11 protein-coding genes are annotated in these 13,746 nt (G+C 45.9%); 6 read left to right on the forward strand and 5 right to left on the reverse strand.

The features are described 5' to 3' along the window. Nucleotides 1–15: 15 nt before the first annotated feature. Nucleotides 16–675, forward strand: a complete 660-nt coding sequence (locus tag P8H32_RS10095; RefSeq protein WP_297291594.1) for an arylesterase — start codon at nt 16–18, stop codon at nt 673–675. 156 nt (nt 676–831) lie between these two features. On the opposite strand, the gene P8H32_RS10100 is transcribed toward P8H32_RS10095, so the two are convergent. Both P8H32_RS10100 and recQ read right to left on the reverse strand, forming a co-directional pair. Continuing rightward, nucleotides 832–1,566: a M48 family metallopeptidase gene (locus tag P8H32_RS10100; protein ID WP_301089316.1), complete on the reverse strand. Its 735-nt coding sequence runs from the start codon at nt 1,564–1,566 to the stop codon at nt 832–834. Beyond that, nucleotides 1,563–3,383: a DNA helicase RecQ gene (recQ, locus tag P8H32_RS10105; RefSeq protein ID WP_301089340.1), complete on the reverse strand. Its 1,821-nt coding sequence runs from the start codon at nt 3,381–3,383 to the stop codon at nt 1,563–1,565. The genes P8H32_RS10100 and recQ overlap by 4 nt, the downstream gene beginning before the upstream one ends. Before the next feature lie 141 nt (nt 3,384–3,524). Between recQ and bioA the strand changes: the two genes are divergently transcribed. The 5 genes from bioA (at nt 3,525) to fadB (ending at nt 11,255) form a co-directional block, all read left to right on the forward strand. Further along, a complete protein-coding gene (bioA, locus tag P8H32_RS10110; RefSeq protein ID WP_301089317.1) occupies nt 3,525–4,820 on the forward strand; it encodes an adenosylmethionine--8-amino-7-oxononanoate transaminase in 1,296 nt (431 codons plus the stop codon). 28 nt (nt 4,821–4,848) lie between these two features. Continuing rightward, the gene (locus P8H32_RS10115; RefSeq protein ID WP_301089318.1) at nt 4,849–5,934 is read left to right on the forward strand and encodes an SMP-30/gluconolactonase/LRE family protein; all 1,086 of its coding nucleotides are present in this window, start codon (nt 4,849–4,851) and stop codon (nt 5,932–5,934) included. 112 nt (nt 5,935–6,046) lie between these two features. Beyond that, on the forward strand, nt 6,047–7,120 hold the full coding sequence (locus P8H32_RS10120) for an AraC family transcriptional regulator (protein ID WP_301089319.1): 1,074 nt from the start codon (nt 6,047–6,049) through the stop codon (nt 7,118–7,120). Between the two features lie 155 nt (nt 7,121–7,275). Then, nucleotides 7,276–9,066: an acyl-CoA dehydrogenase C-terminal domain-containing protein gene (locus P8H32_RS10125; RefSeq protein WP_301089320.1), complete on the forward strand. Its 1,791-nt coding sequence runs from the start codon at nt 7,276–7,278 to the stop codon at nt 9,064–9,066. Nucleotides 9,067–9,110: 44 nt separating this feature from the next. After that, nucleotides 9,111–11,255, forward strand: a complete 2,145-nt coding sequence (fadB, locus tag P8H32_RS10130) for a fatty acid oxidation complex subunit alpha FadB (protein WP_301089321.1) — start codon at nt 9,111–9,113, stop codon at nt 11,253–11,255. A 29-nt stretch (nt 11,256–11,284) separates the two neighbouring features. Here the strand turns inward: fadB and P8H32_RS10135 are convergent, their stop codons facing one another. The 3 genes from P8H32_RS10135 to der all read right to left on the reverse strand — a co-directional run bounded on the left by P8H32_RS10135 (nt 11,285) and on the right by der (nt 13,723). Continuing rightward, a complete protein-coding gene (locus P8H32_RS10135; RefSeq protein ID WP_297291587.1) occupies nt 11,285–11,461 on the reverse strand; it encodes a hypothetical protein in 177 nt (58 codons plus the stop codon). A gap of 236 nt (nt 11,462–11,697) precedes the next feature. Continuing rightward, entirely contained in the window at nt 11,698–12,138 is a 441-nt protein-coding gene (locus P8H32_RS10140; protein WP_297291586.1) for a thioesterase family protein, read from the reverse strand. 172 nt (nt 12,139–12,310) lie between these two features. After that, nucleotides 12,311–13,723 (reverse strand): ribosome biogenesis GTPase Der, encoded by a 1,413-nt coding sequence (gene der / locus P8H32_RS10145; protein WP_297291585.1) that lies wholly within the window; start codon nt 13,721–13,723, stop codon nt 12,311–12,313. Nucleotides 13,724–13,746 lie beyond the last annotated feature (23 nt).

The following is a 13,746-nucleotide window of genomic DNA, read 5'->3' on the forward strand; positions in this document are numbered from 1 at the left end:
TAATTAAGGTTTGCTATGTTGTTTGCTATGTTGCCAGGTTTCAAACAATTCACTAGAAACGCCATTGTAGCCATTAGCCTGTTCGCTCTAACACTGCCAGTATGGGCTAATGATACCGATAAGCCAGTATCAATTATGGTACTTGGCGACAGTATCAGTGCCGCCTTTGGTATCGCCCGTGAAGATGGCTGGGTTCACCTGCTAGACCAACATTTTATCAACGACCACCCTGAAGCTGACTATGAGGTGATCAATGCCAGTATCAGCGGTGAGACCACCGGCGGCGGTCTGTCACGACTACCTAAGCTATTAGCCAACCATCAGCCTAATATCGTGATTATCGAATTAGGGGGCAACGATGGCCTCAGGGGCTACCCTATCAAGACCTTGCGGGGCAACCTCGACCAATTGGTTAGCCTGTCAAAACAGGCCAATGCCAAAGTTTTAGTGGTCGGGATGCAAATACCCCCTAATTACGGACCTCGCTACACTCAACAGTTTTACGATAGCTTTGCCAAAATAGCCCAAAAATATGATGCTGAATTGTTACCTTTTTTGCTTGAGGATATCGCTTTAATACCCGCTTTGATGCAAAAAGACGGCATTCACCCCACCGCCGTTGCTCAGCCACTGATACTGAGAAACGTATTACCTCATTTGAAGGAATTACTGTAGCTATGGCGTTAAGCTATCCCTAACCCCCCGTCATTCCCGCGCAGGCGGGAATCCAGCGCTGTAGATTTCCGCCTTAGCGGAAATAACAGCCTAAGCATGCAGCCTGGATTCCCGCCTGCGCGGGAATGACAGGGGTGGGGGTAGGTATAGGAGTAGTTACGAAAGGTCTTCAATCAGTAACTCACGTTCACGCCAATCTGGCATCACATGGTCTAACAGGCGGTAAAAGGTCTTACCGTGGTGGAACTCTTCCAAGTGTGATAACTCATGGGTGATCACATAATCAATACACTCAACTGGCATTTTAATCAGTGATAAATTCAATGTAATCTCACCCCTGCTGGAACAACTACCCCAGCGGCGACGCATTTTTCTAACAGTAACCTCCGGCATCACATACTTATCCTGAAACCAGCCTGGAAACGACTCAAAACAGGCGAACAGGCGCTCCTCATAAATCGCTTCCGCCTCCTGCCGATACCAGCGATTCATGGCTTTTTCTATCTGGGCAGGGTTATTTTTATCCCTTACCGACACCACAATAACGCTATCGCTAAAAGATACCTGGGCTCTCGCCCCTTCAATAATATGCAAGGGATAACGCTGGCCTAAATAGGGGTGATACTGACCCTGTTGTAACGTAGGTTCGAGGGCAAGCCTGGCCAAGGCTTCACGGCGTTGTTCAACAATCCAGTCTGAGCGCTGCTCAACAAAATCGACAATCTCATATTTGGGCACCCACTTGGGTGCGCGCACCTCAACCGATGCGTCAGGTAACACATGCAGGGCAATAGTTTTCCTGCGCATCCGTTTAATATGATAATCAAAGGATTGGTCCAGCGATAATTGTTGAGATTGTTGTTGCTGCACTAAACGCTGAAAGAAATTCACGCTAAACCTGCTTCAGCATGACTGCAAATCACATCAATAAAGTCATTGCCGTACTTATCTAATTTGCTTTCACCGACACCAGTAATCGTCAGTAAATCCAACCGCGACATAGGCCTAACTTCCAGCATTTCTTTTAACGTCGCATCATGGAAAATAACATAAGGCGGTACATTATATTCTTCGGCTAAGCGTTTACGGCACTCGCGTAGATCATCAAATAATTGTTGGTGTTCAGGCTTAACCAGTGATTTTTTAGGGGATTTTTTACTGGTTTTTTTCGTCGAAGGCGCTTTAAATTCTTCTTTACGTAAATGCAAAGACTGCTCGCCTTTTAATACTGGCCGACAAATATCGGTCAATTGCAGAGCGCTATAACCTTCAAGATCAACTCGCAATAAACCGCGCACCACCAGCTGACGAACCACTGAGCGCCATTGCGCCTCATGAATATCGCTGCCAATGCCAAAGGTACTCAATTGTTGATGGCCATGCTGTAACACCTTGGCGGTTTCTTTGCCCAACAACACATCCAATACATGCACCACACCAAAACGTTGGCCGGTTCGATAGACGCAGGATAATAACTTTTGTGCTGACTCACTGGCATCCCAGGTTTCGGGGGGGATTTGGCAGTTATCACAATTGCCACAGTGGTCCGGGGCTTCATCAGCAAAATAATTTAATAACACCTGACGCCGACAGCTGGTGACTTCACATAAACCCAGCATCGCATCCAACTTATGCCGCTCAGCCCGTTTAAACTGTTCAGAGCCATTAGACTGCTGCTGCATTTGCTGTAATCGCACCACATCCTGCAAGCCGTAAACCATCCAGGCTTCGGAGGGCAGACCATCGCGGCCTGCCCTGCCCGTTTCCTGGTAATAGGCTTCAATACTTTTGGGTAAATCCAAATGCGCAACAAAACGCACATCCGGCTTATCAATCCCCATACCGAAGGCTATGGTGGCCACAATAATGACACCATCTTCACGTAAAAATCGGCTTTGATGAGTTTCCCGAAGCTGGGGTGACAAGCCCGCATGGTAGGGCAATGCGGTAAAGCCCTGCTGGGTTAACCAGGCAGCGGTATCTTCCACCTTTTTACGGGATAAACAATAAACAATCCCCGCCTCGTTTTTGCGTTGCTGTAAAAACGCCGTTAGCTGCTTACGCGGTGAGGTTTTGTTGGCAATGGCATAGCGGATATTGGGTCGGTCAAATCCACTGATATAGGAATTAGCCTCGGTTAAAGCCAGCCGCTCAATGATCTCCTGCCGAGTGCGCATATCAGCGGTGGCAGTCAGTGCGATTCTGGGAGTCTGGGGAAAACGCTCAGATAACACGCTTAAAGATAAATAATCCGCCCTGAAGTCATGCCCCCACTGGGATACACAATGGGCCTCATCAATAGCCAATAACGCCAACTGGCAACGGCCCAATAAATCCAGCGTACGCTCCTGTACCAAACGCTCTGGGGCGATATAAAGTAAATCCAGCTCCCCAGCTAATAGCTGTTGCTCGATAAAGTTCTGGTCATTGACGGATAAGGTTGAGTTCAAGAACGCCGCCTTTACCCCCAACTGCTGCATAGCATCCACTTGATCCTGCATCAGGGCTATTAACGGGGAAATAATAATCCCGACACCCTCACGCAATAGAGACGGAATTTGATAACACAGCGACTTACCGCCGCCGGTGGGCATAAGGACTAAAGCATCGTGACCCGCGGTGATATGGTCAATAATCTCCGCCTGATGACCGCGAAAGCTGTCATAGCCGTAAAGGCTGTTTAATAGGTCTACTGCGTTTTGCGGCATTGGCGTCTTATTAGTTAAAGTAGGCATAGCGACGGACTCCTTTCCATTGAATTAATCGATATTACTTCCTGAAAGTGATTTAAACAGGCTTCGGCTTTGCCTACAATAGCGCCTCTGATCTTTCTACGGGATGACCCATGCATGAGCGATAACAATACGCTTAGTACCGAACAACTACTCGCTCTTGATAAAGCACATATCTGGCATCCCTATGCCTCTATGATTGATGCGCCGCCGGTTTATCCGATTGTCTCTGCCGAAGGAGTTAGACTGAAAATGGCCGATGGGGCTGAGTTGATTGATGGTATGTCGTCTTGGTGGTCGGTTATTCATGGCTACAACCACCCTGTGCTGAATCAGGCAGCTAAAGATCAACTGGAAGATATGTCCCATGTGATGTTTGGCGGTATTACTCACCCCAGCGCCGTTAAGCTGGCCAAGCTATTGGTCGATATCACCCCAGCTTCGTTAAACAAAGTCTTCTTTAGTGACTCTGGCTCTGTGGCTGTTGAAGTCGCTATTAAAATGGCTATTCAGTATTGGTACTCCGTAGGCCGTAAAGAAAAGCATCAACTGCTCACTCTTAAGAATGGTTATCACGGCGATACTTTTGGCGCAATGGCAACCTGTGACCCAGTAACAGGTATGCACCATATGTTTAGCGAGGTATTGCCCAAGCATCTTTTTGCGGAGAAACCTCGCACGAAATTTGGTGAGGAATTTGATGAAGAGGATATTAGTAGCTTTAAAACCCTGATTGAAGAAAACCATCAATATCTAGCCGCAGTTATTCTTGAACCGATTGTGCAAGGTACTGGCGGGATGAATTTTTATTCGCCGGAATATTTGAAACGGGTACGGCAGCTTTGTGATCAATATGATGTGTTATTGATTGCTGATGAAATTGCTACAGGGTTTGGTCGTACGGGTAAATTATTTGCCTGTGAACATGCCGATATAGAACCCGATATCCTCTGTGTGGGTAAATGTTTAACCGGAGGCTATTTATCGCTAGCCGCAACACTCTGTAACGATAAAGTCACCACCGGTATCTGCGAAGGCGAAGCCAGCGTATTGATGCACGGCCCAACCTTTATGGCCAATCCCCTGGCCACTGCAATTTCTTATGCCAGCGTTCAATTATTATTATCCCAGGATTGGCAATCAGTGGTTAATAATTTAGAAACTCAATTATCAAAAGGGCTTTCACCAGCGAAAGATCTGGATAATGTTGCCGATGTCAGAGTGTTGGGAAGTATCGGGGTGATCGAGCTAAAACAGCCCGTTGATATGGCTGCCATACAGAAGAAACTGGTTGATCGAGGAATTTGGGTACGACCGTTTGGTAAACTGATTTATACCATTCCTCCTTACGTGATTAGCAATGAAGATATTTCCATCCTAACAGCAGGCTTAGTAGACTCGATAGAAAACTAAGCCATCAAAAAATTACAGGAATGTCATTGTGTTAAAAGCCTCCCTGGTCGTTATTACTACCCTATTCACTTATTTATTATTTTGGCCAGTCGCCATAGACCCCGTAAGCTGGGATGCACCGGTCAGTCAGGGCTATACAGGCTCCTTCCAGCAAAACGATCTGCTAAAGGACATAGAAGAAATAGAACTCAGCGATACCCATGGACCTGAAGGCTTAGCCTTAATCAATGGAGAGATCTATATGGCTACCCGTGAAGGCTGGATTCTTCGCTATAATGAAAGTACCGGCGTCATCACCAAAGTCGTTAATACTCTAGGCAGCCCCCTAGGTCTTGCCGTTGATGCTAACAACAATCTAATCATCGCCGATGCCTATAAAGGCCTACTAAGCATGTCATTGGATGGCGAACTCACATTATTAACCAATAGCTACGATGGCCTGCCACTGGAATATATCGATGATCTCGATATCACCGCCGATGGAAAAATCTACTTTAGTGATGCCTCTGGTAAATTTGGCGCAGAAAAATACGGCGGTACTTATCCTTCCAGCTTATTGGATATATTAGAACATGGCGGCCATGGCCGACTGCTGGTTTACAACCCCGCCGATCAAACTACACACGTTGTTATTGACGGTCTTAATTTTGCTAACGGTGTAGCTACTGCGGAAGATAGTAGTTTTGTCTTTGTTGTTGAAACCGGTTCTTACCGGATCCATAAATACTGGCTTCAAGGAGAAAAGGCCGGCACCTCAGATATCCTCATCGATAACTTGCCCGGTTTCCCAGACAATATTGTTCGGGGGCGTGCTGGACGTTTCTGGGTCGGGTTAGTTTCACCACGTAACAAGGAGCTAGATACTATGTCCAGTGTCCCACTTATGCGCAAAATCTTACAGCGACTCCCTAAATCTATGTCGCCAGCTGCACAAGCCTACAGTCATGTATTTGCGATGGATAAAGATGGCAATGTGCTCACATCCCTACAAGACCCCAAAGGCATGTACCACACCAATACCGGAGCCGTAGAAACTGATGATTGGCTCTATATCAGTAGTTTGCATGCAGCTAATTTAGGGCGGATTAGTAAAAAGCGTGCTGGTATTCAGTAGCTTTGTCTATTTACTTCAACTCCAATGAATGGGGGCTATAGCTTGGTAACTACCGCCAAATCCTTTACTATCATCAGATATTACAAAGACTAGAAACAAACCCTGGAACCCTATGGAAAGTACACAACTGACCGTCCCGGCCCACTTCGTTAATACCATGTTAACCATTGCTGCTGATCGTGATTGTAATGTGGAACAGCTATTAGCCGATATTGGTGTTAAGGCCTCTGATATAGACAACGGTACCCCCATTTCAGTACTGCAATACGGCGAGCTTTATCACCATATTATTGAGCTGGTCCAGGACGAATGGTTTGGACTACTCAGTGGCGGCCCTGTCCCCAAAGGCGCGATCCGCCTGTTATGCCAAAGCATTGTTCACTGCAAAGACCTGCAACACGCAATTAATAGAGCGGGTGACTTCTTTGAATTATGCCGCGGCTTTAAAGTGAAACCGATTATTGAAGTGGATGGCGATTATGTCTATTTCAAAGGCAGCAAACTGGACTGTGTAGAGCAGCAAGAGTTTGATGCACTCATTAAAACAACTTCTGCCGCCACTATTCGTTCTACGCTGTCAGCCTGGCATGGCTTTTACAGCTGGGTAATCGGCAAGCATGTTCCCATTGAAGATATTTATTACAGCTTCAGTGACGACACTAATAAATCAGCCACCGACACCAACACCAAAGAAAAATACCGCCACCACTACGGCCATGATTTTATTGGCCACCGCTTCCATAAAAAATATCTTAGCTATCCCATTGTCCAAAATGAGAATAGCGTTGAGGACTTTATGCGCAAAGCGCCCTATTACAGTTTAATTAAAAAAGACCCTGATGAAGGTCTGGCACATTATGTAAAATCCCTATTAGCCAAAAGTATTGGTGAAGACTTCCCCAACGCTATTGAAGTCGCTGACTTTTTTAATATATCGGTAACCACTCTGTATCGCCGGCTTGGTCAGGAAGATTGTAGTTTTCAGCAGCTTAAAAATGAATCCCGCATGGAAGCCGCTATTCACTATTTAAATTGCCCGGATATCAGCACCACCGCCATTTCTGATTTATTAAGCTTTGAAAACCCAAGTACCTTTTACCGTTCCTTTAAAAAGTGGACAGGTCTACCCCCCGGCGAGTATCGCAAACAACTACTGGCTAAAAGCAGCCTGCAAGAATCCGTCTGACCCCTGACCCCTGACCCCTGACCCTGTGGATTTCCGACTTATTTGGTTGATTTTGCAATAATTATTGCTATGAATAGCCATTGTTAAGCCTTTAACAATGGCAGAAGCTATGCCACCTGAAATATTATGTTCTGTATAGCAATGAGGAAGATCATATGAGCCAGTACAAAGCCCCATTAAGAGACTTGGAATTTGTTCGCAATGAGTTACTTGGTTTGGATTCAATCTATGCCAACAACCCACAGTGGAGCGAAGTTAGCAACGACTTATCCAGTGCGATATTGGAAGAGTGCGCCAAGTTTTGTGAAAACGTACTGGCACCACTTAACAGCGTTGGTGATAAACAAGGTTGTACACTTAAAGACGGCAAAGTCACCACTCCTGATGGCTTTAAAGAAGCCTACCAACAGTATATTGACGGTGGCTGGTCTTCATTAGATGCGCCTGAAGAATTTGGCGGTCAGCGCTTACCTAAATCTTTGGCGCTGGCCGTCAGCGAAATGGCCGGTACAGCTAACTGGTCATGGTCTATGTATCCAGGACTATCACACGGTGCTTGTCATACCATCACTGAACACGGCACCGATGAGCAAAAACAAAAGTATCTGCATAAGTTAACTGATGGCTCATGGACAGGCACTATGTGTTTGACCGAGCCTCACTGTGGTACTGACCTGGGCATGCTACGTACAAAAGCCGAACCGAACGATGACGGCAGTTACAATATCAGCGGTACTAAAATCTTTATTTCTTCTGGCGAGCACGATATGACAGAAAATATTGTGCATATTGTTATCGCTCGTCTAGCGGGAGCTCCTCAAGGCACCAAAGGGATTTCACTGTTTATTGTTCCCAAATTTAATGTCAACGATGATGGTTCAATCGGCGAGCGCAATAGTCTTGAGTGTGGTTCTCTGGAACACAAAATGGGTATCCACGGTAACGCTACTTGCGTGATGAATTTTGACGGTGCTAAAGGTTACTTGCTTGGCCCTGAAAACCGCGGCCTTAACTGTATGTTTACCTTTATGAACTCAGCTCGTATCGGCACCGCTATGCAAGGCTTGGCCCACGCTGAACTGTCTTACCAAAACTCTTTAGCCTATGCTAAAGAGCGTTTGCAAATGCGCGCGCTATCTGGCGCCAAAGCACCAGAAAAAGCAGCTGACCCTATTATCGTTCACCCAGACGTTAGAAGAATGCTGTTAACACAAAAAGCCTTTTCCGAAGGCGGCAGAATGTTGATTTACTATATCGCCTTATTTGACGATATGTCTCAACAAGCCAAAGACGACGAAGAGAAAGAACGCTTTGAAAACCTATTGGCCATATTAACGCCTATTGCCAAAGCCTTTATGACCGAAACCGGTTTTGAATCCGCCAACCTGGGTTTACAGATCTTTGGTGGCCACGGTTATATTCAGGAATGGGGTATGGAACAAAATGTTCGCGATAGCCGTATTTCTATGCTGTATGAAGGCACCACTGGCATACAATCATTAGACCTGCTGGGCCGTAAAGTGATTATGACTGGCGGCAAATTGCTGCAAGATCTAATCAGCCCCATTAGTGAATTCTGTGATAACACCACTGATGAAGAAATGGCTGAGTTTATCAACCCGCTTAAGACCCTTCTCGCTGAGTGGCAGACACTAACAGAGCAGATTGGTGTTTCAGCCATGAGCAACCCTGAAGAAATCAATGCCGCCTGTGTAGATTACTTAATGTACTCAGGCTACGTTCTTTACGCTTTCTTATTTGCAAGATCCGCAAAAATATCCAAGGCTAAATTAGCAACAGGCACAACCGAACAAGAGTTCTATGACGCCAAAGTCTATTTAGCTCGCTTCTACTTCCAGCGTTTACTACCCCGTACCGCGTCATTGACTTTAACGATGACCTCGGGTGTAGAGAACCTGTTAGATGATGCTGTAAACCCGTTTTAAACCAGGCCTTACCTATACACACCAATAACCAGGAACTTGTGGTAATGAATTATAAAGGTGAAGCTATTAGCATCGATGTTAATGATAATATCGCAACGCTAACATTTGACTTACAGGGCGAGTCAGTCAATAAGTTTAACCAACTTACCCTCGGCGAATTAAAGGAAGTCAGCCAGCAGCTAAGTCAGGCCAGCGATATCAAAGGCCTGTTAGTTCGCAGCAATAAAGATAGCTTTATTGTCGGTGCAGACATCAGTGAATTTGACGATTTGTTCCAGCTCTCCGAAGAAGAAATTGCAGCGGAGTTACATCAGAGAAGTGCTGTCTTCTCTGTATTTGAAGACCTGCCTTTCCCTACTGTCACTGCCATCAATGGCCTGGCCCTTGGCGGCGGTCTGGAAATGGCATTGACCACAGATTTTCGGGTTATGGACAGCAATGCCAAAATGGGCTTCCCGGAAGTCAAACTGGGTATTACCCCCGCTTGTGGCGGTACCTTTCGTGCACCACGCCTTATTGGTATCGACAATGCCGTTGAATGGATTGCCACCGGTAAAGACAATAAGGCCCCTGCTGCTTTGGCAGCGGGTATAGTTGATGCGGTGGTTGAAGCCGATCAGCTGGATGCTGCGGCTATGGATGTATTACAAAAAGCCCTTAACGGAGACTTTGATATTGCCGCCATCCGCAAGCAAAAAACATCACCATTGCCATTAGACGACATTGAAAACACGATGGCCTTCACTACGGCTAAAGCGTTGATTGGCCAACAGGCTGGCCGCCACCACAAAGCGCCCTTGTATGCGGTAAATACCATAGAGAAATCGTCCAAACTCGGCCGTGATGATGCGATCAAGTTTGAAATCGAAGCCTTCGTTAAACTCAGCAAAATGGAAATCACCAGTAATATGGTCAACCTGTTTCTGAGTGAGCGGGCTCTGACTAAAAAAGCTAAAGGCTATGCCTCTGATAATACACCGGTAGAACGCGCTGCCGTATTAGGTGCCGGCATTATGGGTGGCGGTATCGCTTACCAGTCCGCTTCAACCGGCACGCCAATTATTATGAAAGATATCGCTCAAGCCGGTATTGATATGGGCATGAATGAAGCGGCCAAACTCTTATCCAGTAAGGTTAAACGCGGCCGTTTAACTACCGATAAAATGACTGCAACGCTGAATATGATTACACCGACGCTGAGCTATGATGGTATTGATCAGGCCGACCTGGTTGTTGAAGCTGTAGTTGAAAACGCAGCAGTTAAAAAAGCGGTACTCGCAGAAGTCGAAAGTTTGATTAGTGAAGACACCATCCTGACATCTAACACCTCCACTATACCTATCACTAAACTAGCCCGTGCATTAAAGCGTCCGGAGAACTTCTGTGGCATGCACTTTTTTAACCCGGTACATAAAATGCCATTGGTTGAAATTATCCGTGGCGAAAAAACCAGCGATGCAGCTATCGCCAGAACCGTTAACTATGCACTGGCAATGAAGAAAAAACCGGTAGTGGTTAATGACTGCCCCGGATTTCTGGTTAACCGTATTCTATTTGCCTACTTTGCCGGTTTTGTTTCACTGGTTAAAGAGGGGGCTGACTTTGTGGCAATCGACAGGGTCGCTGAGAAATTTGGCTGGCCAATGGGCCCCGCTTATTTATCGGATGTTGTCGGTATTGATACCGGTGTTCACGCCGGAGCCGTGATGGCCGAAGGCTTCCCTGATCGTATGAGCCAAACCTATAAAACAGCATTACAAGTCATGTTGGAAAATGATCGCCTCGGCGAGAAAAACCACAAAGGCTTTTATAACTATGAGCCGGACGAGCGCGGCAAGTTATGTAAAACTAATGACGAGCCAGCAAAAAAACTACTGGCACCCCATGTCGATGCGCCGAAAGAGTTTAGCGAAGAAGAAATTATCGATCGCCTAATGCTGCCCTTTTGCCTTGAATCTATTCGCTGCTTAGAAGCGGGCATTGTTGACAGTGCTAACGATTTGGATATGGCTCTTATCTTTGGTGTCGGCTTCCCGCCCTTTAAAGGCGGCGCTATCCGCTATGTTGAAAATATGGGGCTCGCCGCGTTTGTTGAAAAAGCCGATCAGTATAAGGAACTGGGGCCTCTCTATTACCCTACTGACACACTACGCGACTTAGCAGCCAATAACGGCACAATGTTTAAATAATCAGCGACACCACAACAGCAACACCACTACTATAACACTACAGGAAGTTTACTAAGCTGCTCCAGGGTTAATTCGCAGAAGTCGAGGACTTCGGCGGTGGTTTTAGCGACGGGAATATTGGCGGTAGTTTGGTGGCTGACTGGGTTGCAAGCGTGCAAAACGCAGGAAACTACAAAAACCAAGCCAGCTAATAGCACTCTATCCATTACTTATCATCCTTTGAGCCACTAACCTCATGTTAGCCTTAATACCTCATCGCTCCCACAGGTCCATCAAAAGGACAATCCAACCGATATAGGTAGTTATACCTAGCTTAGTTAAATAGCACTAAAATGCAAAACATTATTAAGCTCTAATCAAATCAGGGTATATTTAAAAAAATAATAATATGAGTTATCTAACTACTAAACCTGGCCGACTGCGTCATCGCCTATAACTTGATTCAGTCAGTTACAACCGCAGAGACATATGTATCAATAAAAATCTTTGGCATTCGAGTGGGTTTGTTGGTCGATAAATTAATACAAACCAATTGCCACTGCCCACGAAAAAGGGTTTGGCCAGTTTTTTGGTTTATCATTTGAAAACTGCGCTGCATGGTTAAGCGCCCATCACAAGCGGTAAGCCATGTAGCCACTGCAATATCTTCACCCAAAAAGCTCGGGGCAAGATATTGATAGTTGGCCTCATGAATAGCCATGGCAATATTTAACTCGCGGTAATCTTTACCCGTTAAACCCAGTTCAGCAGAATGCGCCCAAGCTATCTGTTCACACCAACCGGTATAGACACCATTATTGGTATGATTAAGATCATCGATATGATGCTGTTCAACTTGTACCGGAAGTATAAAGGACTGAGGGTAGTCCCAGGTTATAGACATTGTATCTCTCTCAGATATGTCATTCTCGCGAAGGCGGGAATCCAGCCTGCATGCTTATGCTGTTATTCCCGCCTTCGCGGGAATGACGGCTGTATATGGGAATGACGGTTGTATATGGAAATGACGGTTGTATATTAATACTACCTGCAATTTGCTGTCTTCTGAATAGAAACTACTTTTTGTTTTTTTGGCTTATGCGCTTGCCAGCCTGGTTTTTTACCCTGGCCTTACGTTCCTGTTGACGCTTGGTGCTACTGGTGTCCTTTTCTGCAAAAGGATTTTCAGTGCCTTTAAATTCAATACGGATTGGTGTGCCAATTAATTTAAGCTCGCGGCGAAAGACTTTTTCCAGATAACGACGGTAGGCATTGGGTACTTTGGCGGTTTGATTACCGTGAATAACAATAATCGGCGGGTTTGAACCACCGGCATGGGCGTAACGTAATTTAATACGGCGACCATTGATCATTGGCGGCTGGTGATCAAACACCGCGCCTTCCAGGATCTGGGTTAGTTTATTAGTCTGCAGACTTCTTATTGAGGATTCATAAGCACTGTCAACAGACTCATACAAATGCCCAACACCTGTACCATGCATTGCAGAAATAAAATGAATTTCAGCAAAGTCGATAAACTGTAAGCGGCGTTCTAATTCATTTTTGACCCATTGTTTATGGTCGGCATCCAAACCGTCCCACTTATTTAAGGCAATCACCAAAGCACGGCCAGCATCGATAGCCTGCCCTAATAAATGCAAGTCCTGGTCCACCAGGCCTTCCTGGGCATCCATCACCAAAACAACCACATTAGCGTCATCAATCGCTTTAAGTGCTTTAACAATGGAAAATTTTTCTACCGCTTCTTTAACATTTTTACGGCGACGTACACCGGCGGTATCAATCAAGGTGTAGGCTTCGCCTTCACGTTCATAATCTATATAGATACTATCGCGGGTTGTTCCGGGATGATCGTAAACAACAACACGCTCTTCGCCTAAAAGGCGATTAACCAACGTTGATTTACCAACATTGGGACGACCTATTATGGCGATTTTGGTGCCGCGTCGCTGCTCGTCTTCCTCATCTACTTCCGGCTTGGGGAAATGCGACATCATATCGTCGATAAGGTTGCGCACACCTTTGCCGTGGGTTGCCGTCATGGGATATAAATGCGGAATACCCAGCTGGTAAAAATCAGCCATGGCAACATTGGGGTCAACGCCATCAATTTTATTGGCGACGTAAAAAACCGGCTTATCGGATTGGCGCAGTTTTTGGGCCAGTACTTCATCGCCAGCAGTTAAACCTGCGCGGGCGTCACAGAGAAAAAATACCGCATCGGCTTCATCAACAGCCTGCATGGACTGCTCTGCCATTGCCGCATCAATGCCCTCTTCTTCCCCTGTAATACCACCGGTATCAATCACAATAAAATGACGATCACCAACTTGGGCATCACCGTATTTTCTATCGCGGGTTAACCCGGGCAAGTTGGCTACCAGCGCATCACGGGTTTTGGTCAGGCGGTTAAACAATGTCGATTTACCGACATTGGGACGACCTACCAAAGCAATTACTGGAACCATAGGGGAATAACCGTTAAAAACTT

This window comes from Oceanicoccus sp. (assembly GCF_029238675.1).
In the GTDB taxonomy this organism is placed as follows: Bacteria; Pseudomonadota; Gammaproteobacteria; order Pseudomonadales; family Dasaniaceae; genus Oceanicoccus.